Annotated in this window: 24 protein-coding genes; 19 read left to right on the top strand and 5 right to left on the bottom strand. The window is 71.2% G+C overall.

What is annotated here, in order from left to right; translation table 11 throughout:
* Positions 1-181 precede the first annotated feature (181 nt).
* From BKA18_RS01885 to BKA18_RS01875, 3 genes are all read left to right on the top strand, one after another.
* Positions 182-1,984 carry a coagulation factor 5/8 type domain-containing protein gene (locus BKA18_RS01885; protein WP_366043823.1) on the top strand — a complete coding sequence of 601 codons (1,803 nt, stop codon included), beginning with the start codon at positions 182-184 and terminating at the stop codon, positions 1,982-1,984.
* A gap of 351 nt (positions 1,985-2,335) precedes the next feature.
* On the top strand, positions 2,336-3,286 hold the full coding sequence (locus BKA18_RS01880) for a CPBP family glutamic-type intramembrane protease (RefSeq protein WP_366043822.1): 951 nt from the start codon (positions 2,336-2,338) through the stop codon (positions 3,284-3,286).
* A gap of 531 nt (positions 3,287-3,817) precedes the next feature.
* Complete coding sequence (locus tag BKA18_RS01875; RefSeq protein WP_366043821.1) at positions 3,818-4,324, top strand: ATP-binding protein; 507 nt, start codon at positions 3,818-3,820, stop codon at positions 4,322-4,324.
* A 448-nt stretch (positions 4,325-4,772) separates the two neighbouring features.
* Here the strand turns inward: BKA18_RS01875 and fabV are convergent, their stop codons facing one another.
* Positions 4,773-5,981, bottom strand: coding sequence for an enoyl-[acyl-carrier-protein] reductase FabV (gene fabV, locus BKA18_RS01870; RefSeq protein WP_366043819.1), 1,209 nt, complete (start codon positions 5,979-5,981; stop codon positions 4,773-4,775).
* Positions 5,982-6,286: 305 nt separating this feature from the next.
* On the opposite strand from fabV, the gene BKA18_RS01865 reads away from it, so the two are divergent.
* The 8 genes from BKA18_RS01865 to BKA18_RS01830 all read left to right on the top strand — a co-directional run bounded on the left by BKA18_RS01865 (position 6,287) and on the right by BKA18_RS01830 (position 15,490).
* Complete coding sequence (locus BKA18_RS01865) at positions 6,287-6,421, top strand: hypothetical protein (protein WP_366043818.1); 135 nt, start codon at positions 6,287-6,289, stop codon at positions 6,419-6,421.
* A gap of 256 nt (positions 6,422-6,677) precedes the next feature.
* Positions 6,678-7,991 carry a helix-turn-helix domain-containing protein gene (locus BKA18_RS01860; RefSeq protein ID WP_366043817.1) on the top strand — a complete coding sequence of 438 codons (1,314 nt, stop codon included), beginning with the start codon at positions 6,678-6,680 and terminating at the stop codon, positions 7,989-7,991.
* A gap of 226 nt (positions 7,992-8,217) precedes the next feature.
* Positions 8,218-8,916 carry a toll/interleukin-1 receptor domain-containing protein gene (locus BKA18_RS01855; protein WP_366043816.1) on the top strand — a complete coding sequence of 233 codons (699 nt, stop codon included), beginning with the start codon at positions 8,218-8,220 and terminating at the stop codon, positions 8,914-8,916.
* Positions 8,913-11,228: a hypothetical protein gene (locus tag BKA18_RS01850; RefSeq protein ID WP_366043815.1), complete on the top strand. Its 2,316-nt coding sequence runs from the start codon at positions 8,913-8,915 to the stop codon at positions 11,226-11,228. Before BKA18_RS01855 ends, BKA18_RS01850 begins: the two co-directional genes overlap by 4 nt.
* Before the next feature lie 28 nt (positions 11,229-11,256).
* On the top strand, positions 11,257-12,159 hold the full coding sequence (locus BKA18_RS01845; RefSeq protein ID WP_006606931.1) for a hypothetical protein: 903 nt from the start codon (positions 11,257-11,259) through the stop codon (positions 12,157-12,159).
* Positions 12,156-13,448, top strand: coding sequence for an OmpA family protein (locus BKA18_RS01840; protein WP_366043813.1), 1,293 nt, complete (start codon positions 12,156-12,158; stop codon positions 13,446-13,448). Before BKA18_RS01845 ends, BKA18_RS01840 begins: the two co-directional genes overlap by 4 nt.
* 15 nt (positions 13,449-13,463) lie before the next feature.
* Positions 13,464-15,074, top strand: coding sequence for a hypothetical protein (locus BKA18_RS01835; RefSeq protein ID WP_366043812.1), 1,611 nt, complete (start codon positions 13,464-13,466; stop codon positions 15,072-15,074).
* Complete coding sequence (locus tag BKA18_RS01830; protein ID WP_366043811.1) at positions 15,071-15,490, top strand: hypothetical protein; 420 nt, start codon at positions 15,071-15,073, stop codon at positions 15,488-15,490. Before BKA18_RS01835 ends, BKA18_RS01830 begins: the two co-directional genes overlap by 4 nt.
* A gap of 48 nt (positions 15,491-15,538) precedes the next feature.
* Here BKA18_RS01830 and BKA18_RS01825 read toward each other — a convergent pair whose 3' ends face one another.
* Together BKA18_RS01825 and BKA18_RS01820 are read right to left on the bottom strand one after the other, a co-directional pair.
* A complete protein-coding gene (locus tag BKA18_RS01825) occupies positions 15,539-15,976 on the bottom strand; it encodes an HIT family protein (protein WP_366043809.1) in 438 nt (145 codons plus the stop codon).
* 267 nt (positions 15,977-16,243) lie between these two features.
* Complete coding sequence (locus BKA18_RS01820; RefSeq protein WP_366043897.1) at positions 16,244-16,810, bottom strand: GNAT family N-acetyltransferase; 567 nt, start codon at positions 16,808-16,810, stop codon at positions 16,244-16,246.
* A 166-nt stretch (positions 16,811-16,976) separates the two neighbouring features.
* Between BKA18_RS01820 and BKA18_RS01815 the strand changes: the two genes are divergently transcribed.
* Positions 16,977-17,396, top strand: a complete 420-nt coding sequence (locus tag BKA18_RS01815) for a DUF3662 domain-containing protein (protein WP_366043808.1) — start codon at positions 16,977-16,979, stop codon at positions 17,394-17,396.
* Positions 17,397-17,451: 55 nt separating this feature from the next.
* On the top strand, positions 17,452-17,940 hold the full coding sequence (locus tag BKA18_RS01810) for an SAM-dependent methyltransferase (RefSeq protein WP_366043807.1): 489 nt from the start codon (positions 17,452-17,454) through the stop codon (positions 17,938-17,940).
* 64 nt (positions 17,941-18,004) lie between these two features.
* On the opposite strand, the gene BKA18_RS01805 is transcribed toward BKA18_RS01810, so the two are convergent.
* Together BKA18_RS01805 and BKA18_RS01800 are read right to left on the bottom strand one after the other, a co-directional pair.
* Positions 18,005-18,316 carry a DUF4326 domain-containing protein gene (locus BKA18_RS01805; protein ID WP_366043806.1) on the bottom strand — a complete coding sequence of 104 codons (312 nt, stop codon included), beginning with the start codon at positions 18,314-18,316 and terminating at the stop codon, positions 18,005-18,007.
* 184 nt (positions 18,317-18,500) lie between these two features.
* Positions 18,501-18,803 carry a hypothetical protein gene (locus BKA18_RS01800; RefSeq protein ID WP_366043805.1) on the bottom strand — a complete coding sequence of 101 codons (303 nt, stop codon included), beginning with the start codon at positions 18,801-18,803 and terminating at the stop codon, positions 18,501-18,503.
* 354 nt (positions 18,804-19,157) lie between these two features.
* Here BKA18_RS01800 and BKA18_RS01795 point away from each other — a divergent pair, with 354 nt between their 5' ends.
* The 6 genes from BKA18_RS01795 to BKA18_RS01770 all read left to right on the top strand — a co-directional run bounded on the left by BKA18_RS01795 (position 19,158) and on the right by BKA18_RS01770 (position 25,544).
* Positions 19,158-19,769: a flavodoxin family protein gene (locus tag BKA18_RS01795; protein ID WP_366043804.1), complete on the top strand. Its 612-nt coding sequence runs from the start codon at positions 19,158-19,160 to the stop codon at positions 19,767-19,769.
* A 935-nt stretch (positions 19,770-20,704) separates the two neighbouring features.
* Positions 20,705-21,706, top strand: a complete 1,002-nt coding sequence (locus tag BKA18_RS01790; protein WP_366043803.1) for a methyltransferase — start codon at positions 20,705-20,707, stop codon at positions 21,704-21,706.
* A 29-nt stretch (positions 21,707-21,735) separates the two neighbouring features.
* Positions 21,736-22,386, top strand: a complete 651-nt coding sequence (locus BKA18_RS01785; protein ID WP_006606943.1) for a thermostable hemolysin — start codon at positions 21,736-21,738, stop codon at positions 22,384-22,386.
* Positions 22,373-23,944: an AMP-binding protein gene (locus BKA18_RS01780; RefSeq protein WP_366043802.1), complete on the top strand. Its 1,572-nt coding sequence runs from the start codon at positions 22,373-22,375 to the stop codon at positions 23,942-23,944. Before BKA18_RS01785 ends, BKA18_RS01780 begins: the two co-directional genes overlap by 14 nt.
* Complete coding sequence (locus tag BKA18_RS01775) at positions 23,941-24,882, top strand: TauD/TfdA family dioxygenase (RefSeq protein ID WP_366043801.1); 942 nt, start codon at positions 23,941-23,943, stop codon at positions 24,880-24,882. The genes BKA18_RS01780 and BKA18_RS01775 overlap by 4 nt, the downstream gene beginning before the upstream one ends.
* Positions 24,879-25,544 (top strand): O-methyltransferase, encoded by a 666-nt coding sequence (locus BKA18_RS01770; RefSeq protein WP_006606946.1) that lies wholly within the window; start codon positions 24,879-24,881, stop codon positions 25,542-25,544. Before BKA18_RS01775 ends, BKA18_RS01770 begins: the two co-directional genes overlap by 4 nt.
* Positions 25,545-25,560: the final 16 nt, after the last annotated feature.

Below are 25,560 nucleotides of genomic sequence, written 5' to 3'. Positions count from 1 at the left end.
AAGCACCGTGATATCGGGAGCAACTGCCCTGCGTTGTTGGTTAATTGAGGTGAAGTCAGGTTCCGGCGTCGATTCTCCGTCAGAACTCTTGACGCCCCCGTCACACAGGATGAACATGCATCGGGCAAGAGAGCGCTCCCATGAACGTCGACCGTTCACTTCCTGAATCAGGAGAGCTGCCATGCCCACACCCCCCACACCCCCCGCGGACGCCACCGCTCCCCGTACGCCGAGGCCCGCACGCCGCAGTGTGCTGGCCGCGATGGCAGCCGCGCTCCCCGCCGCAGGTCTGCCCCTCCTGCCCGCCCGTGCCTCCGCGGCGCCGGCCGCCGGCGCGCTGCCGGGCGGCGGCGACCTCGGCCCGAATGTGCTGGTCTTCGATCCCGGTACGCCCGGTATCCAGGGCAAGCTCGACGAGATCTTCAAGCGGCAGGAGAGCGCCCAGTTCGGCGACGGGCGGTACGCGCTGCTCTTCAAGCCGGGCACGTACAGCGGCCTGAACGCCCAGCTCGGCTTCTACACCTCGATCGCGGGACTCGGACTCTCGCCCGACGACACGACGATCCTCGGCGATGTGACCGTCGACGCCGGGTGGTTCCACGGCAATGCCACCCAGAACTTCTGGCGTTCGGCAGAGAACCTCGCGCTCCGCCCGGTCAATGGCACCAACCGGTGGGCCGTGGCGCAGGCTGCACCCTTCCGGCGGATGCACGTCAAGGGCGGACTGAACCTGGCGCCCGACGGCTACGGCTGGGCCAGTGGCGGCTATATCGCCGACAGCCGGATCGACGGCACGGTGAGCCCCTACTCGCAGCAGCAGTGGTACACCCGCGACAGCTCGGTGGGCGGCTGGGCCGGCGCCGTCTGGAACATGGTGTTCTCAGGAGTCGAGGGAGCCCCCGCGCAGAGCTTCCCCGACCCGCCGTACACCACGCTCGACACCACCCCGGTCTCCCGCGAAAAGCCCTTCCTCTATCTCGACGGGGCCGATTACCAGGTCTTCCTTCCCGAGAAGCGCGCCCACGCCCGCGGCACCACCTGGGGCAACGGCACACCGAGGGGCGAGTCCCTCCCCCTCGACCGGTTCTACGTCGCCAAGCCCGGCGTCGACGCCGCGACGCTCAATGCCGCGCTGGCCCAGGGCCTCCACCTGTTGCTCACACCCGGGATCTACCACGTCGACCGGCCCCTCGCGGTGCAGCGCGCGAACACCGTGGTCCTGGGCCTGGGGTACGCGACCCTCGTCCCGGACAACGGTGTGACGGCCATGAAGGTCGCCGACGTCGACGGTGTGCGGCTCGCCGGGTTCCTCATCGATGCCGGCCCGGTCAACTCGGCCACGCTGCTGGAGATCGGCCCCGAGGCGGCATCCGCCGATCACGCCGGCAATCCGACGACGGTGCAGGACGTGTTCCTCCGGATCGGCGGGGCGGGCCCCGGCAAGGCCACGACCAGCATGGTGATCAACAGCAACCACACCATCGTCGATCACACCTGGGTCTGGCGGGCCGACCACGGGGACGGCGTGGGCTGGGAGACCAACCGGGCCGACTACGGGGTCCGGGTCAACGGCAACGACGTACTGATGACCGGTCTCTTCGTCGAGCACTTCAACAAGTACGACGTGGAGTGGCGCGGCGAGCGGGGGCGGACGGTCTTCTTCCAGAACGAGAAGGCGTATGACGCGCCCAACCAGGCCGCGGTGCAGAACGGCAGCACCAAGGGCTACGCCGCGTACAAGATCGCCGACGAGGTGGCCACGCACGAAGCGTGGGGCCTGGGCAGCTACTGCTACTACAACGTGGATCCCACCATCCGCCAGGACCACGGCTTCGAGGCACCGGGCACGCCGGGTGTGCGGCTCCACGACCTGCTGGTGGTCTCCCTCGGAGGCAAGGGGCAGTACGAGCACGTCATCAACGGCATCGGCGCTCCCACCTCCGGCACCTCGACGGTGCCGTCCACGGTGAGCTCCTATCCGTGAGCCCTGACCACCCGCCCTCTGGTCCCTGACCCCCGACTCCGCTCTGACCAGGGGCGTACGGCCGGTGGGTCGAAGGATGTAGTCCGTGATCGCGGTAGATCATGCTGCGGGACGGTTTGCCGAGCGGTTCGTCCCGTGCGTGCCGGGGCGCGGTTTCCCTAGCGGATGCTGGAAGCACACGAAGGTCTTGACGGCCTTGCGGGGGGCGGTGGTGCGGGGGTCTCCCGGTGCTGCCGGCGGCGGGCGACAGGGCCCCGTCGGGCCGGGTTCGGTGGAGACGGACGGTGTCGGCGGCAGGGGCCGCGGCGCGCCGCACCCGTACGCCCTTCCGCTGATGGGAAGGGGGAGCTGATGTCCACGACCTCCGGCAGGGGAGCGCCGGCCCGGGGATCCGCGGTGCGAGCCTGCGGGCGGGCGCTGCTCGGTGGTGCGGTGATGGCGGGTGCGCTGGGAGCGGGGAACGCCCTGGGCGAGGCGCTCGCCCGGACGGTCGGTGCCGAGGGGTATCTGCGGCAGCTACTGCCCGCCGTACTGGTGAGCACGCTGGCCGTCCCCGTCGTGCTGCTGTGGTGGGCCGGACGGCCGGCAGGGCTGCGTCCCCTCGGGCTCGGCCCGTGGTCCTTTGCGCCGCGTGCGTTCCTCTGCGGCGTGGCCGTCACCGTTTCCTGCGCCGCCGGCGTCCTCGGTGCCGGTACCGCGCTCGGATGGGTGCGCTGGTCCGAGCCGGACCCGGCAGCGCTCGCGACGTTCCTGGCCCGCAATGCCGTGGTGGCCGTGCTGCTGGAGGCGCTGCCGGAGGAGACGACGCTGCGCGGCCATGCCTGGGCCTCGTTGCGCGACCGGTTCGGCGGGGTGCTCTCGGCGCTGGGAACGACGGCGGTCTTCCTGCTGGTGCCGGCGGCCTCCACGGTGGTGCAGGCCGGAGTGTCCCGTGCCGTGGGCGTGCCCGCTCCGCCGATGGGCCTGGCTCCCGCGGGCCAGGACCCGGTCGCGTATCTGGTGCTGCTCGGCGTCTTCGGTCTGACGCTGGTGGCCGCACGGAAGGCACCGGGCCCCGCCCCGCTGTGGACGGCGATCGGCACCCATGTGGCCTTCCTGAGCGTCAATCGCGTCCTGTTCGAGGGCGCGGCGCGTGGCGCGGGCTGGTCGGCAGAGGTCGGGCCGGACCACGCCGCGGTCCTGGGCCTCGGATATCTGGCGGTCACGGCGACCGTCTTCGTCGGGGCGCGGGTGGTGTCGTCCCGGGGGAGAGGGGCGGATGCAGCGGTGGCCTACCGGGGTACGGGCAATCCCGGACAATGAGACATCGCAGATATTTGCGGTGATGTACGTTTCTTCCGAATTCGGCGCCCGTCCGTAGTGGGGGACGGTGTGCTTCCGGAGCAGGTGGGGCGCTGCGCAGTCGCCCTGACTGCGGTCGCGGGACGACGGGAAGGGGCGCTCTCTTACCCCTCTGTCCGTGAAGCAAACCAGGGGATTTCCCGATTGCTTACGGCGGATATGGGCAAGCGGTTATCCGGAGGATGATGGCAGTGGTTCCCCTCTTCCGTGCTGTCTGAGGCGCTCATCTCTTTCGGCGCCCGCATCACAAGCAAGGAATGGGGTCGGGTCGGTGAGTTGATTTGCCGTACGGCTGCCGGGCCCTCAGGGTGTTCCGCAGCGCCATGGCTGTCCTGGCCCGCAAGGGCAGGACCGGGTTCGAGCTGATCTTTCCGAACCTTCGCGACGAGCACGCCATTTCGTCCGACATGGAAAATATGTGGTTGATACCCCGGGAAGAGGGCACGCTTTCCGGCCTGAAGGCAAGTCGACGCGAACGAGGTGAGCTTTATCATGAGCACCGCCGAGGCTCCACGCACGGTCACCGCGTCGCCGGTGCTGGAGCTTCAACTGGACTGCCGCTCCGAAGCCGTCGGACCCGCACGGCACCTCGCGGGCACGTACATGGCGCGCCTGGAGCCCTCCGTGGAACGGGACACACGGGAAGCGGTGATCCTGGTCCTCTCCGAACTGGTCACCAATGCCGTACGGCACGCGGGCGGTAAGAGCTGCACGCTGCGGCTGCTGGCAGATCCGGCATCGATCGTGGTGTCCGTGGGCGATGCCAGCCCCGTGCTGCCCCGCCCGCGTACTCCTGACGTCACCGGAGAAGGCGGCGGATTCGGCTGGTCGATGGTCTGTCGCATCGCGACCACCGTGGAGGTCAGCAGGGGGCCGCAGGGGAAGACCGTGACCGCGACCATCCCTCGCCAGGAACGGCGGACGGGGCCCGGTCAGGACGCGGCCGCTGCGCCGCGGCCTGCGAGCACCGCCGTCCTGCGCGGCGGCCACCCGGGCTGACCGGCTGATCGCCGCCATCCGGCGAGGTCGCCCCCGGCCGAGGTTTCCTGAGTGGAGAAGTCGGCATGGACGACGGCGGTGTCCAGCCCCCCGAATTCCTGCCGGTGAATTCGACGCCGAGCGAGCGGTGTCGTAGGTGCCGAATCCCGGGAGTGGCCAACAGCTCGGCGGGGTCGCCCAGTGCCCTTCGCCCAGTTCCCCGGAGCAGCTGCCACAATGCGGCATCGACGTCGCGACCTGTGAATTCCGTGCCTGAGCGGGCGTCAGTTTATTCCGCCGGACCGGCCTGCGAACGCACCCCTTTCCCGTTCCTCTCCTGACCGTGCCGCACCGGGAACACAGCGCCCTCGCCGTGACGGGGCGTCCCGGATTCCCGCATGGACGAGGACTCCATTCCGCCCGGCGGGGGATACCGACGAGGAAACCGTGGGCAGGGACTCGTACGAGGTCAGGCAGTGGCCTCCGGCCAGGGGACCTGGGTGGCCGTCGGGGCGGTGTAGTCGATGCCGGGCACCGCGAAGCCGTAGAGCCGCTGGACCTCGGCATGGAACCAGTCGAGGTCGGCGAGATGGCTGATGGTCTCGGTGGTGGCCGTGTCCCACCGCTCCGTGACGGCGGCCTGGACCGCGCTGTTGAGCTCCCAGGCATCGAGCCGCACCCGGCCGTCCTCGTCGACCTCCAGCGGCCGGGCGCCCGTGAGCTGGTCCCACAGATCGGCCAGCTGGGCGATCGGCGGAACCATGGCCTCGCCGAGGGCGCCGCGCAGCAGGCCCACATAGAGCGCGATACCCGGGATGGCGGTGGAGGACTGGGTGACCGCGGCCCCGTTGACGGAGGTCACCGCACGGCCGCCGACCAGCTTGTCCAGGCGCTCGTTGAGCGTACGGGCGGTCGCCTCCAGGTGGGACTTGGCGGCCCCGATGGTGCCCTGTCGGTAGATGCCGTCCGTCAGAGGGGATCCGATGTAGGACAGGGCGGCCGTGGTGAAACCGTCGGCGAGCAGACCGCGGTCGGCGAGATGGTCGACCCACCGCTCCCAGTCCGCACCGCCCATCACCGCGACCGTCTGCGCGATCTCGTCCCCCTCGGCCGGTGGGGTCTCCACCACCTTGACCTCCGGCGTGCCCTCCCCGTCGAAGACGAGCGTCTTGGTGCGGTAGGCCTCGCCGATGGGCTTGAGGACGGAGGTGTGGACGGCGCCGGTGTCCGGGTCGGTGCGCCGCGGTGCGGCTACCGAGTAGACCAGATGGTCCAGGCGGCCGAAGCGCTCCCGGAGGAGGTCGGCGACCTGGTCTTTCATCCCGTCGGAGAACGCGTCGCCGTTGAGGAACACCATCTCGTGACCGTGCCGGCGGGCGAGTTCCGCGGTGGCGGCGGTGCGGTACCAGCCGGCGGTGGCGGTGCGCCGCTCGGTGGGGGCCTTCTCGAAGCAGACACCGATGCCGCGGATCCCCGCCCGGGCGAGGCCGGCGATCGTCGCGGCCAGCCCGTAGCCGGCCGAGGAGCCCACGACGAGCGCCACCGGAGCGCCGTCCGGGGCGCGCTCGGGTGCGGGGGCGGCCTGCCACATCTCCTCCACCAGGCGTGCGCAGCCGGCCGGGTGGGAGTCGAGGAACAGGAAGCCGCGGCTGCGCGGGGTGATGACACGTTCGCTCATGACACGTCCTTCGGGTCGTCGCGGAGGAAGCGGCGGCCGCCGCCGGAGCACGTACCGCGCCCTGCCAGTGTGCGACCCGGCAGCCATGCGTGATCGTTTTGGCGGGCACAGTAATGCGGGGGCGGTTTTGGAGGTTTTCCCCGCGCGGCGACGGGCGGCCCGTCGTGCCACGCGTGCCTGCCCCGGGACGGCGGACCCCGGACCGTCGTCGAAGCGGATGCCGCGCCTCCGCACACTCCGTTCATGATCACGCGACGGACGTGTGGTGGTGGCGCAACAAGACGGAGCACGCGGTCCTCCCGTGCGTGGCGGGCGTATCCGACCGGCGCCACCGCATCGGCATCCCGGTGTTCGCCACCCGCCACTACGACAGCGCGCTGATCGAGGCCGCCCGCTCGCGCGCCGCGGCGCGCTGGTTCGGCGAACACGAGCGGTCCTGACATCCCCTCGGTCGGCAGCACCGCGCGCCCCGCCCCGTTGACCGCCGCGCCGTCGCGGCCACCCGGTTGCGGAACCGACCGCACCAGCCAACTGGCCCATCGCGCAAGGGTCCTTCCTGCGGGGAAGGAGATTTCCCCGCAGGAAGCGGAGCGTAATAAAACCGATAGCAAGCAATTCGTGGAGGGTATGTGAGAGTTGGTGTGGTGCGTGGCACACTCCCTTCACCGGTCGCGAGCGACGAGGGGGGCGGGCGGGGTGCAGCGTATTCCTGTGGGGTTCGGGGCGGAGTTACGGCGGCGAAGGATCGAAGCGGGGCTGTCTCTGGGGAAACTGGCAACCCTGATTTGCTTTTCCAAAGGGCACTTGAGCAAGATCGAGCGCGGCGTCAAGGCACCCAGTCACGATCTTGCCCAGTTATGCGACAGCGCCCTCAACGCGGGAGGGCAACTCAGCAGCCTGATTTCCGCACCCGAGCGCAGTGTTGACCAGGCGCCCCGCACCGACGCGGATGTTGCTGTGCCCTGGACATTGCGTATGCAGGCCGGCGGCGAGAGCGACTTCGTGGCATTCGACCATGCGTCGCCCGGCGGCGGGTCCGTGCCCGCCAGCATTGTGAGCTGGTCGCTCGCGCCCCCGCTCCTCGAAAGCGGGGAGACGAATTCGGCATTGCCCTACTTCCGTAATGTCTTTGACGAGTTCCGTCGGCTGGGCCAGCTCTTCGGGCCTGCGGTGGTCGCACAGCTCTGCATCGCGGCCACCAGCGCGCTGCGGGGCATGGCGCACCAGGCTCAGCCCGCACACCGTGGCGTGGTGCTCCGGCTCGCCTCCCGGTTCGCCGAGTACACCGGGTGGATGGCGCAGGAGGCGGGCAGCGACGCGGCCTCGCTGTGGTGGACCGAGCAGGCGGTGCAGCTGGCCGCGGACGGCGGTGATGACGAACTCGCCGCCTACGCCCTGGTCCGCCGGGCCGAACTCGCCCTGTACACAGGCGATTCGATGGCCACCGTCCAGCTGGCACGGCTGGCCGGGCAGCAGGCCCGCAGCGCACGCATCCGGGGACTGGCCGCACAGCGCGAAGCACAGGGACACGCTCTGGTGGGGGACCGCGATGCCTGCCGCCGGGCTCTCGACCGCGGTGCGGAGCTGACCTCCGGCGCGGCCCCGCCGGGCGATGCGGACCCGGTCCTCGGCAGTATCCATCTGCCGGATCTGACGGCCTTCGTCGCCGGCTGGTGCATGCACGACCTCGGCTCTCCGGCGGAGGCCGTCACCCTGCTCGGGGACGGACTGGACGCCATTCCCGCGGAATCCCGTCGGGCCAGGGCACGATATGGCGCCCGGCTGGCGCTTGCGCTGGCGAACGTCGGGGAAATCGAACCGGCCTGCGCGATCGCCGAATTGGTCGCCTCCCATGTTGCCCTCATCGACTCGGCGACCATCCGCGCCGATCTTCTGCGGCTGAGCCGCGTACTCAATCGTTGGCCAAAGAATCCCACTGTTCGCCGGACCCTTCCGCACCTCGCCATCGGTCTGCACGCCCACCGGATCGGCCCCGGAACTCCGGGCTGACTTCTGCGCCACCGGCCCGCCCCCACAGAAGGCCGCCCGAAGAACCGCGCTTCTGCGTACCCGTGGTGTTCCGTTGCCCGGCCAAAAGGCCGAAGGCAACGCGTTGACCACGCCTGAAACCCCTGTGAATCTCGGCTTCATCCCCCTATAGCGCGACAGCCCTACTGGCCCCTGCCCTACCGGCTGCCGCAATCCACTCCGTCCCGGTGAGGAAAGGCAGAACATCATGGCCGGCATTTTCATCAACTACCGGACAGGCGACGGCACCGAAGCGGCCGTCCTGCTCGATGAGCAATTGAAGGGCGTATTCGGGCCGGAGAATGTGTTCCGGGACCGCCGCGGAACCGCACCGGGCGAGCACTTTCCGCCCCACCTGTGGCGCACCCTCGAAAGCTGCCCGGTCCTCCTCGTGCTCATCGGCCGGAACTGGCTCACGCTGTGCGACGACACCGGCCGGCGCCGGATCGACGTCCCGGGCGACTACGTCCACGACGAGATCTGCGCGGCGCTCACGTGGCGCCGGACGGTCATCCCCGTGCTGATCGACGGCGCCGCGCTCCCCACGAAGAAGGAACTGCCCGAAGACATCGCGGAATTGACCGAGCGGCAGTTCATGCACCTGCGGGTGCCGTACGCCCACCTCGACCTCCCCGTCATCACGGACGAACTGCGCAAGCACGTACCGGTGAGCCCGCCGCCGGTGAGCTCGCCGCCGGCGACGCCCGCCGCCGGCGGATCTCCCCAGATGAGCGGGTTCACCTTCGGCGACGGGAACGCCGTGAACTTCGGCAGCGGGGCCGCCACCAGCTACACGAACAGCGCCGTCAGCCACGGCGGCACCGCCATCTACAACGAAAACGCGGACTCAAAGAGCGACGGAAAGAGCGACGGAAAGCGCGACGGTACGAACGGAGGAACGTCGTGAGTGACACCGGACAGGCCGGCGCGGAGGGGGCCGCGCCGGAGGACGTACCGGGCGGGGATCCGTCGCCCGGAGCCGCGGACGAACCGGCACCGAGCGCGGCCGAACCGGCGGAGCCGGCCTCCGCCGCGGCGACGGACCGGGCGGACGCGCCCGCCACCGCCCCGGCCGACGACGCACCGCCCAAGAACGGGGACAGCAAGGTCTCTCCCCAGGAGAAGGAACGGACGGCTCCCCGCCGGGAAACCGACGAGGGCGGCTCCTTCTCCCGCTACCAGGAGGCCCGGCAGCAGATCTCCCTGAACCGGCTCAACCGCAGTGCGGTCGCCCAGGGCGGCGGTAACGCCTTCTACGCCGAGCAGTTGTCCATCGGCGGGGACAACCGGGTCGAGGTCCAGGCGCTGAGCGTGCCCTCGCTGCAGGTCGCGCAGCAGCTGGACTGCCATCTGGACGTCGACCAGCAGGCACAGATGGCCGCCCGGCTCGCGGCACAGCACGTACTGCTGCTCGCCGGGAAGCCGGGCAGCGGCCGGCAGTCCACGGCACTGACGCTGCTCGCCGGCTGCTGCCCCGACGACCGCATCAAGATTCTGCACAGCGAAGCCCCGGGCATCCTCCAGGAGATCTCCCGGCGCGCGGACGAACTGCTCACCCCCGACGGCTTCGTGATCGACCTCGACGACCGGGAGGTGAAGCTGTCGACGCTGGAGACGCTCGCCCATCTCGCCCGCAAACAGGGCGCCTTCGTCGTCGTCCTCGGCGTCCTGGGGCGGGTGGACCCGGACCAGTTGGGGCCGCACGCCTTCGAGCACCGGCGCCCGGTCCTCGGCGAGATCCTCGCGGTACATCTGCGCCGGCTGCTCGCAGGGCACCCCGGAGCGTGCACCGACCCGGACTGCGGCGCCGAGCACACCGCGGCGTTCACCGCCCGGATGCTGGAGTCACCGCAGGTGCAACGCACCCTCGACGGCGCGGTGTCGGTCCGCAGCGTCGTGGAGTTCGCCGAGGTTCTGGCACAGAGCGTGCACACCGAGGACACCAGCCTCACCGAGGTCATCGGGCAGTGGCGCGACCGGCTGCGCCGGCTGGCGAAGCAGCTGCTGCGCGTCCCCACCGAGACCCCACAGGGCTCGGTCCTGGACCCGCACCGCCAGGCATTCCGCATCGCCTATGCGTTCTTCCACGGCCTGCCGCTCGCCGATGTCTTCGAGGCGGGCCAGCTGCTCAGCGCGAGCGTGCTGCCGCGCTACGAGACCCGTGAACTGGCGCCCGCCAACCACGTCTTCGAGCGGGAACTCGACCAGCTGATCCCGCCGGAGATGCTGGCCTCCGCGGACGCCGCGTCCGACGGCCGCGCCGACGACAACCCCCGGTGCGCCCGGCTGGTGGACGAAGAGCTGATGCACGCCGTCATCGAGGTCGTCTGGCACGACTACGACAGTCTGCGTCATCCCCTGCTGGAGTGGCTGACGGCGCTGGTCGCCGGGCCCCTGGAACGGATCCGGGTACGGGCCGCCCAGATCGCCGGGATCCTGCTCTGCCACGACTTCGACAGCGTCTACCGGGACCTGATCCGGAACTGGGCCGGGGGGAAGAACACCGCCTACCGGCAGTCCGCCGCGCTGGCCCTGGAGATGGCGGCCCACGACCCCCGGCTGATGCAGCGGGTACGGGGCCAGATCAGAAGCTGGCTGGGCAGCCCCCGGTGGCAGTTCCAGGACAGCGCGGCCCGGGCGTACGGAACCCTGGTCGGCGCGCAGGACGTCCCGGACACCCTCTGGGCGCTGCGCGAACTGGGCACCCGGCCGGAGTTGGCATTCAGCAGCTCGGTGGCCTTCTCGATGGCCTGGCTCTACCTCTCCGCCGCCCCGGGCCCGGCCTCCGACGCCCTGGACCACTGGATCACCTCGGACAACGACCATCTGACCCAGCACGCGATCCGCACCCTGCTGATCCTCAGCCGCTACAGCGCCGGCCCGGACCGCCGCGACCGGCCCGTGCTGGCCGACACCGCCATGAGCGACCCGGACCGGGCGGACGCCCTGGTCCGCCTCTGGCGCCATGCCCTGATGGGACAGCACAGCTCGACCCGCGCCTGGGACCAGCTGCGGCGCTGGCTGCTGGCAGGGGACGCGGACAAGGAGCTGGCCGCCTTCCTGGACGCGCTCGTGCCCCGTATCTGCGCCCGGCCGCTGTCCCTCCGTGCCGGGTTCTACCTCGGTATGTGGGCCGGCCGACACCCCGACTCCCGCACCGTCCGCCAGCTCCGGCACCAGCTGGCCAAGGGCACTTTCGCCACCCCCTCCGCGTCCTGACGACGCCCGTACGAAGAGGAGATGCACCATGACGGAACGCAAGCGACTGCGTACCAGGCTGCGCGACTGGTGGCGCCGGGTCACCGGGAGGGGCGGCACGCAGACCGACGGCGGCCCGGAGCGCGTCGACGAGCCGGACGACACCGGCACCACGACGGGCGGCCAGGCGGCACAGGCCGAGGTGGGGGTGGAGCTGTCGCCGGCCGAGGAGGCGCTGTGGGTGGCGGCCCGCGGCGATGTGTTCACCTTCGAACTCGTCCCGCACTTCCGCTGGAGCAGCCGGGAGATGACGCTGGACGTGCTGCGCGAGCGCGCGGCGGTGCACGAGGAGGCGGCCCGCGGCAAACTGCTGCGACGTGCCTGGTCCATCGCCCGCAGCTGCGATCCGGGTGACCCGGTGGCCGCGGAGAAGGCCGTCAACAAGGAGCTGCGCAGCGGCTGGTGCTACAACGACGACAAGGGCCTGATCCGCTGCCGGCCGTCGGTGCGGATCCGGATCGATCCGGCCCTGCGCGAACACGTCCTGCCGTTCCACCTCGCCGAAATCCGGCTGAAGGAGGAACACCGCCTCGGTGAGCTCAAGGCGGACCAGGTGCAGGCGCGCACCGAGCGCTGGCTCCAGGTCATGAGCGAACTGGAACTTCTGGACACCCTGGGCCCGGCCGAGCGCCGGCTGCTGGTGCCCTTCGCGGCGGCCCTCGCCGACGAGGACTTCTGCAAGGTCATGCACGCCCTCAAGAACACCCGCCGCAACGGGGCCGAGGCGCTCGCCGAGGTCCTCACGGCCGCGGCCAAGCACCACGAGCAGGTGGGCCTCTTCGAGTACGCCAACGCCTACGACAAGGCGCTGAGCGAGTTCTGCCGGCAGATGGGGCTCAGCCCCTTCTCCTGGGTGGACACCGTGACCGACGTCGAGGAGCTGGCGCCGTGAACCCCACCGACACCGCAGCGGTCCGGGCACCCGGGCACCGCCGGGCACCGGGGCGGCGCGGGGGAGCGCCCCTGCTCGCCGGAGCCCTGATGGTGGTGCTGATAGCCGGTCTGACCAGCGCATGCGGCGGTGGTTCGGCACCTTTGGACGCCTGCGGCTGGATGAAGGAGCCCGTGGAGGCGGGCGCCGACACCGGCCACACCGTGGTCCTCGTCGACGCCTCCAACTCCGTACGCGGCACCACCGCTGGACGCGACTACGCCGGCGGCATCGGCGCGCTGCTGGCGGCGCTGGTCGAGCGCAAGGACACCGTCTCGGTGGGCAGTTTCAGCGGCGACTCGGCGCAGATCACCTGGACCGTCAAGGACCGCTCCGCCGACTGGGTCACCCGCAACGACAACGCCATCAACCAGAAGAAGCGGAAGCAGCAGGCGGCCGAATGCCTCAGCGGCTTCGTCACCAAGGCCCAGGGGGCCGCGCCGCGCAGCAGCGGCAGCAATGTGCTCGCGGCCCTCACGGCGGGAGTCGCCGCGCTGGACTCCGTACGCGGCCCACACCGCCTCCTGGTACTGACCGACGGGCTCTCCACCGCGGGCTGCGCCGATCTGCGTGCGGCCGCCTTCCGGGACAAGAGCGAGATCAACGCCATCGCCCGGGTCTGCGCCGCCCGGGATGAGACACCGGACCTGAAGGGCGTGGACCTCACCCTCGCCGGCCTGGGTCAGCCGGCCGCCGACCAGCCCGCTCCGACGGCGGCCCAGCGCACCTGGCTGAGCAGTCTGTGGCGCACGCTGTGCGGCGCCGGCAAGACGGCCTCCGGCACCTCCTGCACCGTCGCCCCGACGGCCATCGGCACCGTGGAGCATCCGCGTCCGCACCAGCAGCCCCCGCCGGACCCGGTGGTCCGCTACGCGAACGACCGGCCCGAGACCTACCAGCTCCCCGGCGCGGCGCTCTTCGACACCAGCTCCTCGACGGTACGGCGACAGGCACTGCCGCTGCTCAACGACGTCGCGGTCAGCGCCCGTACCACGCTCGGCAGTCGGGTCGCCGTCTACGGCTACGTCGACCCGCGCGGCCGCCCGGACAACAACCAGCAGCTGTCACAGGCCCGGGCGGACGCGGTGCAGAAGATCCTGACCGGACTCGGGCTGACGCGGGTGACGGCGTACGGCCGCGGCCTGCCGAAGGGGTGCGCCACGCCGCAGCGCGCCGCGGGGAGCCGGATGTCCGCCGCGGAACGGCTCCAGTGCGACCGGCGCGTCGACATCGAAATCATCAGAAAGTGAGGGCGGCGCCCCGCGATGAACACCACCAACGGAAAGCACCGCACCGGGCCGGCCGCCCGTTATCAGTCGGCGGCGATGGACTGCCCCGGCAGCGACCCCACCTTCGTCGGACTGGACGTCACGGCGCGACCGGCCTCCAGACCGGCGGACCAGACCGACAACCGGGAACAGGCCGCCCTGATGCGCGCCTTCACGGATGCCAACACCGCATTGACCGCCGCACAGCCGGGGCTCGGCCACGCCGCCACGGCCCTCGCCCGCACCTATCAGGAGGCTCGGACCACCATCGAAGCGGCCGAGCGGTTCGCCACCGCCCGGTCGTCCCAGCGGGCCCAGGAACACATCGGGGAACTGCGCGCCCGCCACGCCGACGACGGGCCCGAAAGCCTCCGCCGTCCACCGGTGCTCTGGCGGCGCCTGCTGTGGCCCACCCTGATCGCCGGGGTGGCGTTCGACACGATGTTCATCGGCACCCTGATGCAGCGGTTCTTCGGGCTGGCCTCGGGAGAAGTCCCCTACTACCTGGCCTACTTGCCGGGGTTCGGGATCGCCGTCTGTCTGCTGGCCGCCGGCAGCCTGCTCGCCGAGTCCCTCTTCCGGCGGCGTACCCGCACCGCCCGCGCGCTGGAGCGGACGCGCCGGGGGCCGATCGCGGCGCTGCGTGCGGCGATATGGCCCAGCAGCCCGCGTACGGAGCGGCGCGAGCCCGGCGAACTGCCCTGGCCGAACGCGGCCGGCCCGGTGCTCTTCACGCTGGCGATCCTGGCGATGGTCGGTATCTGGGCGAGCATGCGCGCGGCCGACGCGGTACGCGAGCAGGTGGATCTGGCGCCGGACCAGAACGCCGTCATCATCCTCACCCTGGTGCTCAGCACCGCCGCGATCGTGGTCAAGGTGCTCGCCCACAACCCCTGTGCCGACAGCGACCGGGAGGCCCAGCGGTCCGTCGCCGCCGCGGAAAAGCGCGGGAGGGCGTTGGTGTCGGAGGCGCGGCGCAGTCTGGTGGGGCACACCGAGACCTGGTGGCGGCTGCGGTCCGCCGTGGAGGCCGCGGCAACCGACGCCCGCCGTACGCTCGACGAGGCATGCATCCGCATCGTCGAGGAGCGTGCCCGCACCGGCCTGGCCGGCAGCTTCGACCTTCCGCTGACCACGCCGGCCTGGCCGTACGCCAGGCCCGCACGCAATGGGTCCGGCGACCGTCCGGCCGGCTCGGAGCGGGGGGCCGTGCGCCCCGCCCCGCCCCGGGCGCGTCTCGAACTCCTCGACTGTGCCGAGGCGTTGCTCGTCCGCTACGGCCCCGAGCCGCTCGAAGACCGCCTTACCGGCGTCGCCGATGACCTGAACTCCCAGTTCCGTGACGCACCCGGGCGGGCTGCGGGGCACACCGCGGCGGACTCGTCGGACCCCTCCGGCGCGTCCCCGGCACCTGACGGGCAGCAGAGGCACGGCGGGACGCCGGAGCACGGGGAGCCGCCGGAAGCCGGCGAGGTGCGGAAACGCGACGAGCCGCAGGGGGCCGTGGAGCCCGGGGAGTCCGGTGAGCCCGGACCGGCTCCCGCGGGGAAGCCCCGCACCGCCGACGCAAAGAGCCCGCCGCCCGAGGAGGGAGGAACCACACCATGACCGTGCAGCCGCCCTTCTGCCCGGAGGAAGTCAAACACCTGGAATTCCTTCAGGCGGTGATCGCCCGCCATGCCAACACCTCCTTCCTCGTCAAGAGCTGGGCCATGACCGTCAGCGGGGCCTTCATCGCGGTCGCGACCCGTGGACCGAGCTGGAAGACGGCCGCGGTCGCCGTGGGACTGGCAGCGGGCTTCTGGTTGCTGGACAGCTTTTACCTCCGGCAGGAGCGGCGGTTCCGCACCCTCTACGAGAGGGTCGCCGACCGCGGGGCCGCGCAGGTGCCGCCCTTCACCATGGACGCCGAGCAGCACGGCGCCCCGGTGCCCTGGCGCGCGGTCGCACTGTCCAGGACGATGCTGCTCTCCTACGGAGTCCTGGTCGCCCTCGACACCATGACGGTCCTCTTCCTCGCCTGACCGCCGACTGCGGGCCCGTAGACACCCCCTAGCGGGCCCGCGCAGCGGTCATCCCCCCGCTGGAGCGTCGGTCCACGGCAGCAGCAGACCGTCGCCGTCGGTGCGCGGGACGAGGTGGAGATGGAGATGGCGGACGGTCTGGGTGGCCGAGGTGCCGCGCGAGGTGATCACGTTGCAGTCCCCGGCCTCCGCCGCGAGTTCGGCGGCGCGCAGCATGGTGGTCGCGGACACCACCGGGTCCTCTGCCACATCGGCTACATGCACCCGAGGGATGACCAGCGCATGTCCGGCGGTGACCCCTCCATGGTGCGGCCGGATGGCGATGGTCTCCGGCCACTCGCGCAGCACCGTGGCCGGTGCCTGGCCGCCCACGATCAGACAGAAGGGGCAGCCGGGCCGCCGAGCGGCCCGGGGAGTCCGCGGACGCTGCGGACGGGCGCCCGGCAGGCCGCAACCCGCCTCGCGGAACTCCCCGTCACAGACCATGAATCCTCCGCATCGCAGTCGTCGGGGCGGCCGGCCCGCGTCGAGCCACCGTCATCGGGCCACAGTCATCGAGCCCGGAGCCATCGCGCCGCAGTCATCGCCCGGGTCTCACCGGGCCGCTGGCTCTCCGGAATCCATCATCCGCAATGGAGACCGCTCATGCGGCACTTAGCCAGATTTCGGGTTGTTTGAACGCAATGTTCCCCACTTGGGTGGACCTCACTCGGGCGGGCCCTCTCAGGCGGCCCACGGCCGGCCAGACCCTCCTCACCACAGCCTGTCGATCTCCCCCGGATACAACTCGATGCGCGAGTGCGGGAAGGACGAACGGTGACGCAGCCCTACGGCCGAGAAAAAGCCGGCCATGGTGACCTTGGCGAAGCCGGGCCGGTCGCTGGGGAAGGGATCCGACGGCGTACCGCCGATCAGCACCGCGCCGGGCAACTGCTGCCAGCCCGCGCTCTCGTAGAAGGGCTGCAGCGGCCGGTCGCAGGTGAACAGGCCGAGGTCCAGCTCCATGGCGGCCATCTCCGTACGGGCGGCCGTCACCAGTCGGCGGCCGTGGCCCTGGCCGCGCGCGGCCCGGCGGGTCACCACCGTGCTCAGGCCCGCGGCCCGGAACCGCCGTCCGTCGTGGACGATCTCCTTGCGGAGGATGTCGAGCGCGGCGAGCACCGAGGAGCCCTCGACGAGCAGCATCGACACCGGCCGCAACGCCGGGTCGTGGGCGAAGGTACGGGGCGCCGACGCGGAGTCCGGGGGCCAGGCCTCGTCCCTGAGCTCCGACACCTGGGTACGCAGCGCGGGCGGGACATCGGCTTCAGGACATGTCATGATCGGCACACGGCCATTGTGACCGCCCGTACAACGGAGACCAAGGCTTTTCCGGTTCCCGCCCGCCCGGTCTACGCCCGCCGTGCCGGTCACGCCCGCCGTGCCCGAGGTGATCGCGGACGGGCATTACTGCATGTCAATGGCGCCCATCGGGCAGGCGGCCGTCATGGGATTGCTGAGGCGTTTGGAATGTGCGGTGGAGGACTGCGAGAGCGCGCTGCTGGCCAGGATCTTCCACACCGACCCGGTCCAGTTGTGCGATGACCTGCGGCGGGAGTGCGATGAGCACGCCGTCGTGTGCAGCCAGCACCGAGTCCTGGTACCCAACGACTACACCGTCGAACTCGCGAAGGAAGTGCATGACGAACTCGCCGCACGCGGCGGCGAGGTGGGGCGGCAGCTGACCGATGTGCTGGCCCGGCACGCCGTCGAGCGCGGCTACGAATGGGCGGGCCCGCTCACCGTCCACGTCACCGCCGCCGAGGTGCCGAACGGCCGGTACCGCGTGTCGAGCGCCGCCCTCGCGCACGTCCCCGCCGATGCCGCCGGCCCCCAACACACGTCACCAGCGGTGGGATTCACCTGATCGTCCGGCGCTGCCGAGGCAGACTGGGTGTCCCGAATATCCTGTGGAGGCCTGAATGGACCGGACCGCACGCCCTCAGTTCGAGGAGATCACCCTGCAGCCCATCGGCCAGGTGGTGAGCCTGCGGGGTGAGCTGACCGACGACCACTGGGGAGAGGTGCCCGCCGTGATCCGGCTGGACGGTGCGGTCTACGGCGAGGAGTCGCTGTCCGGGCTGGCGGACTTCTCCCACCTGGAGGTGGTCTTCCACTTCCACCGGGTGCCCGAGGACGAGATCGAGACCGGCGCCCGGCATCCGCGCGGCAACCCCGACTGGCCGATGGTCGGCATCTTCGCGCAGCGGAGCAAGGACCGTCCCAACCGGCTGGGCGTCTCGCGGTGCACGCTGGTGAAGGTCGACGGCATGGACCTGCACGTCCTCGGCCTGGACGCGGTGGACGGCACCCCGGTACTCGACATCAAGCCCTATCTCCACGAGTTCGGCCCCCGCGGAGAGCTCCGGCAGCCGCAGTGGGCGACGGAACTGGTGGCTCAGTACTACTGACGGCCCGGGGCCGCGCCGTGGGTTGCCTGCGCCACGGCCCGGCCCCGTCGGCCGTCCGCCGGGCTCACTCCATCGAGTCGGCGATCTCGGCGATCACCTGGGCATGGCACGGCTCCGGAAGGCACCAGCAGCCGAGCCGGCGGCCACGCAGGCCGGGCAGCAGAGCGAGCAGATCGGGACGCGCCAGCAGATGGGTGCGGTACTTCGCCAGGACCTCCTCGCGCGTCCCGTCCGGGCCCGGACGGAAGGGGCTGGCCAGTGGTGAGGCCTTGAGGTGCCAGCCGCCCCGGTTCATCGCCCGCCCGACGTAGACCACGTCGGCGTACTCGGGATCGTCCCGATGGCCCTTGAGATTGACGACTGTCGTGCGCTTCATACCGTCATTCTCTCGCCGTCCGCGGCATCCGGCAGCGCGCCCCCCCCCGCGAAGGTCGACGGCAGGTGCCCCGTCGAGACCGCACCCTAGAGAGACGGCGGACCGCCCCCGCGTGTTCGGGGTCACGCGGGGGCGGTGCCGGCACCCGGTGACTACCGGTGTGCTGCCGGGCGGTCCCGGCGGCTTAGAGCGGGCGGGCCCACAGGTCCCACTGGAGGCCTCCGCCGTCGCAGAACGGATCGGCCCACTTGCCGCTGCTGACCAGGTCGGTGCCGGCGGCCTGGCAGCCGCTGAGGGTCCAGAACTTCTTGCCGGTCCACACGGTTCCGGGCGGGCCGTCCATCGGCTTGGCCGGGTGCTGCGCGTGGGCCACCGGTGCGGCGGCCGCGGTGGCGGAGCTCGCATGGGCCTGAGCGGCGCCGCCCAGTCCGAGGACCGTGAGGGTGGCCGCAGCGAGTGCGGTGCTGAGAATTCGCCTGTTACGCACGTGATTTCCTTCCCCGTTGTTTCCGGACCCCTTGCGGGCCCGTCACCCTGCACACGGATGCGGCCCCTTCGGCGTATGACACCTCGCGACGTGATGTGGGTCACATGGGGAGTTCGGCGTCGGCCGGGCGGCTCGCGCTGCCTGGATGTGGTGAAAACCCGTGCACAAAAAGGGATTTGACGAAGCGTCAATCCGGAGCGGGCCGACTTGGGCGTTCGCCGGTTCTTCTCAGGGTGTTAGTCGGAGACGCTTGCCTTGGAAGTGGGTCGATGGATAGCGTAACCAGCACCTAAAGCTTTCTGAACAGCTTTAGTGAAAGCTAAAACACTGGATCGTCCCGGGTGGGGGAGAAGTATGCAGATCAAGGTTGCCGTGGCGTACCACAGCGGCTACGGCCACACCGCAAAGCAGGCGGCGGCCGTCGCGGCCGGCGCCGAGAAGGTTCCCGACACCCAGGTACGCCTGGTCTCCCTTGCCGAGCTGAACGACGAACTGTGGGAGGTGCTGCAGGAGTCCGACGCGTTGATCTTCGGCACGCCGACCTACATGGGCGGCAGCAGCGCCGTCTTCCGTGCCTTCGTCGAAGCCACCAGTGCGGTCTGGGGCGACAACATGCGCTGGAAGAACAAGATCGCCGGCGGCTTCACCAACAGCGGCAACATGGCGGGTGACAAGCTCAACGCGCTGATCGACATCGCGCTGTTCGCCGCCCAGCACGGCATGATCTGGGTCGGCCTCGCGGAGTACGGCGGCTGGAACACCTCCACCGGAAGCCCCGAGGACCTCAACCGGCTCGGCAGCTGGCTGGGTGCCATGTCCCAGTCGAACAACGACGAGGGGGCCGACGCCACCCCCTGCGCCAGCGACCTGCGCACCGCCGAGGCCCTCGGCCGCCGGATCGCCGAGACCGCCCACATCCACCGGGCCGGCCGCGCGGCCGTCGCGTTCGACGAGGTGTCCGGCTGACGCCTGGCGGACCGTACTGAGGCAGCTGCGACGGGAGGGGGACCCGATGAACAGCGGTCAGAGGCAGGTGCGCCCTGCGGACGTCACCACGGAGGTGGTCCGCAGCGGCGCGCCCTGCCGCCGGGTGCGTCATGCGGCAACTGCCCAGGGGGGCGGGGCAGCTCATGCCTTTCCGGTGCGGGCGCCGGGGCCCGGTCGCCCCGGCCTGTGGCGCGGACGGCGCGCTCCGTGCCTCCGCCTCCCGCTGCGGAATCCTGCGGGCCGAGCCCGCCCTCCTTCGCACCCACCCCGTCCCGGGGAACGGCAGGATGAGCGCACACCGTCAGCCGCTCGCCGCGGCAACGGGTGTGGTCCCGCGTGCTCCTGCCGGGCCGTCGTGGACGCCCGCGGCCTGCGCCCGCCGCCCCGGACCCGTAGGGGCCGAAGCCGTGACCTCGCCGCCGCACCGGCTCCGTCATACCGCTGCCACCGGCCTCGACCGAACCACTCCTTACCGACCGCACAGCGGCCGAGGACACGGCTGCCCGGCTGCGCAGCGGCTTCGTACGCCACGCCGGAGAGGAAGCGCCGGGGCCATGCGGCCGCAGGTGCCGCGACGTCCGGGCGGCCGCGTTCTCCCGTGCGGTTACGGGGCGAGGCACCGGCGCCGGGCAGCGCGCACACCACCACCAGCTGAACACCGCCCGGCGGGCTCTCCCCGCCGGGTGACGCACCACGGCTCCACAGTGCGGAACACCCTCCGCTGCGCCTTCCGGGCGCGGCCGGAGCCGGCCCGCCCCGGGGCGTACCCGTTCCCTCCGGTCCCGGCCGGCTGAAGCTCGTCCCCGTACGGCGGTCCCACCACCTTCACCGTGCCCGCGGGCCTCCGCGAGCACGGCATGCCCTGCCGCGCACCGTCTGCGCGGTGCTCCCCTGCCATCCCGAGGAGATCAGCCATGTTCAAGACCACCACCGACGCCGAGCTGGCCGGCAACCCGATCGATGAGGTGATCGGGTCCACCATCCGCTATGCGGCCCTCACCTCCGCCGCCAAACTCGGTATCTTCACGGCCCTGGAGGAGGGCCCCAAGACCCTCGACGAGCTGGCCGCGGCGATCGGCGCGAGCACGGACGGCACCCGCGCGGTGGCCGATGTCGCCGCCGTCCTGGGCTGGCTCGCCCTGGAGGACGGGCGCTACCGCAACGGCCCGCTCGCCGAACGCTGGCTGGGCAAGGACGCCGAGTACGACTTCACCCCGGCGCTGCTGTGGGCGTACGAACTCACCAACGTCATGTGGGAGCTGCCGCAGGCCGTACGCGACGGCAAGCCCGCCCAGTCCCTGTGGGAGCGCTGGGCCGACAACCCCGAGGCCGGGCGGGACTTCTCCGCCTACATGCGGATCAAGTCGCGGCTGACCGTCCAGCCCATCGTCGACGCCGTCCCGCTGCCCGAAGGGGCCCGGCGCCTCCTGGACCTGGGGGGCTCGCACGGACTGCACTCCATGGCCATGTGCGAGCGGCACCCCGAGCTCTCCGCGACCATCCTCGACCTGCCCGAGGCGCTCGCCGACACCGGCGCCGCGATAGCGAAGGCGGGCCTGGCCGACCGGATCACCCTGCAGCGCGGCAGCTTCCTCAGCGGCGACCTCGGCACCGGCTACGACGTGGTCTTCCTCTTCGAGATCGTGCACAACCACACCGACGAGGAGAACCGGGACCTGATCGCCCGCGCCGCCAAGGCGCTGCGGCCCGGCGGCCGGATCGTGGTCCTCGAAGACGTCCGCGGTGAGCAGCTGGACGAGCACAACGCCGCCTTCTCCCTGGCGATGTACGCCTGCTCCGGCGACCGCACGTACAGCCTGCCGGAGATCTCCGGCTGGCTGACCGACGCGGGCCTGTCGGGCGTCGAGCGGATCGCGCTGCCCTCTTCCGTCTCTCTGGTCGTCGGTACCAAGTAGAGCCGGCAGCCGGGGAAGGGGGGAGCACCGTGCAGATCGATCTGGCACACCGGTCGACCAGCTCATGGCTGGACGCCGCGGACCTCGCTCGTGAGGTCTACGCCCAGGCATACGGCGCCGATGTGGCGCCCCGGCCCGACTCATTCATCGTCGCCCGCCCGGCCGGCGGCGCGACCGAGGAGCCCGCGGCACCACTGGCCTGCGCGGGGCTCACCTTCGGCAGCGACCGGGAGCTGTTCTCCGAGCGGTACCTCGACACCGGCGTCGAGGACGCCGCACTGGCCCGTCTCGGGGTCTCGGTGGACCGCAGGCGGGTGGTGGAAGTGGGGGCGCTGGCCACCCGCCGCTCCTCGGTCGGCCGCGAACTGATCAGAGCCACCCCGATCATCGCCTGGTGCCTGGGCATGGAGTACATCCTGTGCACCGTCACCCGGAGCCTGATCACCACGCTGGGCCGGACCGGCATCTGCTTCGTGCCGTTCGGCCCCGCCGACCCCCGCCGGCTGTCTCCCGAGGAGGCGGCCCGCTGGGGCTCGTACTACGACCACGAACCCCAGGTCGGTGTCATCGCACTGAACGCCCTGGACCGGCTCTTCTCCGACGCCACCGGGCGCTACTCCGTCACCGATCTCCAACTGAGCATCAGCGCCATGGAGGTGGCCGGCCATGCTGGGCATTGAGCAGAGCCTGGTCGGAGGCGGCGAATCGACGCGTCCGCTGATCGAGGTGCTGGGGGCGGACGGTGCGGTGGCGCGCACCCTCACCTACCGGGAAGTGACGCGCCGGGCCGCGGACCTCGTCGAACGGATCGGCCCCGGGGACGGCCGGCCGCCACGGGTCGGCGTGGTCTGCGGCAACACCCCCGAATTCGTCATCGCCGACCTCGCCCTGATCGCCGCGCACGCGATCGAGGTCCCGGTCCCGCTCGCCTTCTCCGCCGAGCAGGCCGCCGGTCTGCTGGCGGAGACCGACCTGTGTGTGGTGGACGCCGCCGGTCAGGAACGCCTCACCCAGTGGGGGAGGGAGCGGGTCCTGCGCCCGGACTGTACGGTGCTGCCGCTGACCACCGACGGGCCGGTGCCGTCCGCGCCGCTGGTGCTGCGCGGGGCCGGGGCCGGCGGTGCCGACTGGGAGTGCAAGGTCATTCACACCTCCGGGACGACCTCGCGTCCCAAGGGGGTACGCATCCGGGCGGCGGCCCTGAACGAACTGCTGGGCTCACTGCGGTCGGTGATGCCCCGCGGGGCCTTCGCCCGCTATCTCTCCGTCGTGCCGTTCAGCCTGCTCATCGAGCAGGTCACCGGCCTGTACATGGTGCTGCTCGACGGCGGGACGCTCGTCCTGACTCCGCCCGGCAAGGCCCTGGTCGGCACCGCCGCGGCGGCCGCCGCCGACATGCTGCCGTATGTGGCGGCGGCCCGGCCGACCGCGATGGTCGCCACGCCCGCGCTGGTCGACGCCTTCGCCACCGCCGCGGACGAGGCCGCGAAGAGCGGACAGGAGGTGTCGAAGGCCCTGTTCGGCAGCGATGTCGCGCCGCTGCTCTGCTGCGGCGGGGCGCCCGTCCACCCCGAGCTGCTGCGCCGGCTGGAGGACCACGGCCTCCCCGTCCACGAGGGGTACGGACTGTCCGAGAACAGCTCCGTGGTCAGCTGGAACACCCCGGCCGCGCGCCGCCCCGGAACCGTCGGCCGACCGCTGCCGCACGTCCGCGTCCGGATCGCCGACGACGGTGAACTCCTCATCAACAGCACCTCGTTGTTCGCCGGCTACACCCGCGACGACCCCTCCAGTCTGATCCTCGACGCCGACGGCTGGCTCCGTACCGGCGACCTGGCCCGGATCGACGAGGACGGATTCATCAGCATCACCGGACGCAAGAAGAACGTCATCATCACCGCGGCCGGCCGCAATGTGGCACCCGAGTGGGTCGAGGCGCAGTACGCCCAACTCCCCTTCGTCCGCGCGGTCGCGGTGTTCGGCGACGGACTCGACGCCCTCCACGGGCTCTTCCTCGTCGAGGAGTCCACCGACCTCGCCGCGGCCGGGGAGGCCGTCCGGGAGTTCGGCGCGGCGCAGCTGTCCGAGGTGGAACGGGTCGCCGTACCGCACCTCGCCGTCGCCGACGAGCGGCTCTACCGCAGGTTCTTCACCGTCACCGGACGGCCCATGCGGGCGGCCATCCGCGCCGCCCTGTCCAACGGAACGCTGTACGACCACCAAGGAGCAGACGCATGACCACGATCGCTGACGTCCGGCCCTACGGCGGTGCCACCGGCCGGCTCGTCCTGCCCGCCGGGGACCGGTCGCTCGGTGCACTGGACCCCGCATGGGTCACCGGGCTGCTCGCCGACGCCGGGTTTCTGCTCTTCCGGGGCTTCGACACCGACCTGGAGGCGTTCACCTCGTTCGTGAAGGCGCACTCCAGCCGGATCACCCTCGATCCGGCGCGCTCCTTCCACGGCGGGTCCGTCGCCCAGAAGGTGGACGCGGGCACCGGAGCCGTCGGCCTCCATCTGGAGAACGGCAACAGCCCCTTCGGCCCCGACCTCACCTGGTTCCTGTGCGAGAAGGCCGCGGCCAGCGGCTCGCAGACCACCGTCTGCGACGGCTACCGCGTCTGGGACGAGGCGAGCGACACGGCCCGCGCGGTCTTCGGCGTCAAGGACATCATGTACAGCCGCCGGGTGGAGGAGCCCAAGTGGAAGGCGTTCGTCTGCCACCAGTCGGAAGGCCGTAAGGACCCCGACCAGGTCACCTTCGACGACATGAAGGAGCTGGTGGGCGGCAATGTGTCCACCACCCTCCAGCTCAACGACGACGGCTCCATCCACTACGCCTACCGCACCGGCGCCGCCCACCCCACCCTCTTCGGCAGCCGGCTCTCCTGGGCCAACAGCGTCTTCGGCCCGTCGTACAACTACGAAGCGCCGCGGATCACCTTCGCCGACGGCACCGAGATCCCCGAGGAACTCCTCGCCGAATTCCGCCGCCTGACCGACTCGCTGACCGAGGAACTCGACTGGCAGGACGGCGATGTGGCGCTGATCGACAACACCCGGGTGATGCACGGCCGGCGCGAGATCCTCGACACCGACCGGACCATCTACAACGCCCAGAGCTACCTCCAACCGGCGCTGCTGACCGCCGCGCGGGACGGGAGGGCACAGGCATGACCGCCGCACCCGCCGGACTCGACGACCCGCGCGTCGCAGCCGTCCTGGACGAGATCGCCCGGACTGCCGAGAAGAGCGACCGGGAGGTGATGGAGCGCGCCTACGCCACCGCGGCCGACTGGCCGCAGCCACCGACCGCCCAGGAGGCCGCCGAGCTGTGCGCCCAGGCCGCGCTGCCGGTGCACCCGCAGGTCGGCACCTTCCTCTACCAGCTCGTACGGAGCCTGCGCCCGGCCCTGGTCGTGGAGTTCGGCACCTCCTTCGGCGCCTCGACGATCTACGCGGCGGCGGCCCTGCGCGACAACCGGCACGGCCGCATCATCGGATCGGAGCTGCATCCCGGGAAGGCGGCCCGCGCCCATGACCACCTGGCGCGCGCGGGGCTGGACGCCTGGACCGAGATCAGGATCGGCGACGCCCGCGAACAGCTCGCCGACCTCCCCGGAAGCATCGACCTGCTGCTGCTCGACGGATGGAAGGAGCTCTACCTCCCCGTCCTCAAGGTGCTCGAACCCGCCCTGCGGGCCGGCACCCTGATCGTCTCCGACAACCTGCCGATGCTGCCGCCCGAGTTCACCGACCATGTCCGTACCGCCGGCAACGGCTACCTCTCCCAGCAGCTGCCGCTCGGAGACGGTGTCGAACTCTCCCTCCGCCTGTAGTAAGCGGGACACTGCT

Source organism: Streptomyces auratus, assembly GCF_050433025.1.
Taxonomy (GTDB): domain Bacteria; phylum Actinomycetota; class Actinomycetes; order Streptomycetales; family Streptomycetaceae; genus Streptomyces; species Streptomyces sioyaensis.
Note: the sequence above shows the minus strand (reverse complement) of the source record. Positions and strands in the feature narration are given on the sequence as shown.

Bases quoted from the DNA above. Each gene is read 5' to 3' on its own strand.
- BKA18_RS01830 (WP_366043811.1), top strand. From the start codon at position 15,071: ATGACCGTGCAGCCGCCCTTCTGCCCGGAGGAAGTCAAACACCTGGAA.
- BKA18_RS01845 (WP_006606931.1), top strand. From the start codon at position 11,257: ATGACGGAACGCAAGCGACTGCGTACCAGGCTGCGCGACTGGTGGCGC.
- BKA18_RS01810 (WP_366043807.1), top strand. From the start codon at position 17,452: ATGGACCGGACCGCACGCCCTCAGTTCGAGGAGATCACCCTGCAGCCC.
- BKA18_RS01780 (WP_366043802.1), top strand. From the start codon at position 22,373: ATGCTGGGCATTGAGCAGAGCCTGGTCGGAGGCGGCGAATCGACGCGT.
- BKA18_RS01885 (WP_366043823.1), top strand. From the start codon at position 182: ATGCCCACACCCCCCACACCCCCCGCGGACGCCACCGCTCCCCGTACG.
- BKA18_RS01795 (WP_366043804.1), top strand. From the start codon at position 19,158: ATGCAGATCAAGGTTGCCGTGGCGTACCACAGCGGCTACGGCCACACC.
- BKA18_RS01880 (WP_366043822.1), top strand. From the start codon at position 2,336: ATGTCCACGACCTCCGGCAGGGGAGCGCCGGCCCGGGGATCCGCGGTG.
- BKA18_RS01820 (WP_366043897.1), bottom strand. From the start codon at position 16,810: ATGACATGTCCTGAAGCCGATGTCCCGCCCGCGCTGCGTACCCAGGTG.
- BKA18_RS01875 (WP_366043821.1), top strand. From the start codon at position 3,818: ATGAGCACCGCCGAGGCTCCACGCACGGTCACCGCGTCGCCGGTGCTG.
- BKA18_RS01775 (WP_366043801.1), top strand. From the start codon at position 23,941: ATGACCACGATCGCTGACGTCCGGCCCTACGGCGGTGCCACCGGCCGG.
- BKA18_RS01805 (WP_366043806.1), bottom strand. From the start codon at position 18,316: ATGAAGCGCACGACAGTCGTCAATCTCAAGGGCCATCGGGACGATCCC.
- BKA18_RS01835 (WP_366043812.1), top strand. From the start codon at position 13,464: ATGAACACCACCAACGGAAAGCACCGCACCGGGCCGGCCGCCCGTTAT.
- fabV (WP_366043819.1), bottom strand. From the start codon at position 5,981: ATGAGCGAACGTGTCATCACCCCGCGCAGCCGCGGCTTCCTGTTCCTC.
- BKA18_RS01825 (WP_366043809.1), bottom strand. From the start codon at position 15,976: ATGGTCTGTGACGGGGAGTTCCGCGAGGCGGGTTGCGGCCTGCCGGGC.
- BKA18_RS01790 (WP_366043803.1), top strand. From the start codon at position 20,705: ATGTTCAAGACCACCACCGACGCCGAGCTGGCCGGCAACCCGATCGAT.
- BKA18_RS01815 (WP_366043808.1), top strand. From the start codon at position 16,977: ATGGGATTGCTGAGGCGTTTGGAATGTGCGGTGGAGGACTGCGAGAGC.
- BKA18_RS01770 (WP_006606946.1), top strand. From the start codon at position 24,879: ATGACCGCCGCACCCGCCGGACTCGACGACCCGCGCGTCGCAGCCGTC.
- BKA18_RS01855 (WP_366043816.1), top strand. From the start codon at position 8,218: ATGGCCGGCATTTTCATCAACTACCGGACAGGCGACGGCACCGAAGCG.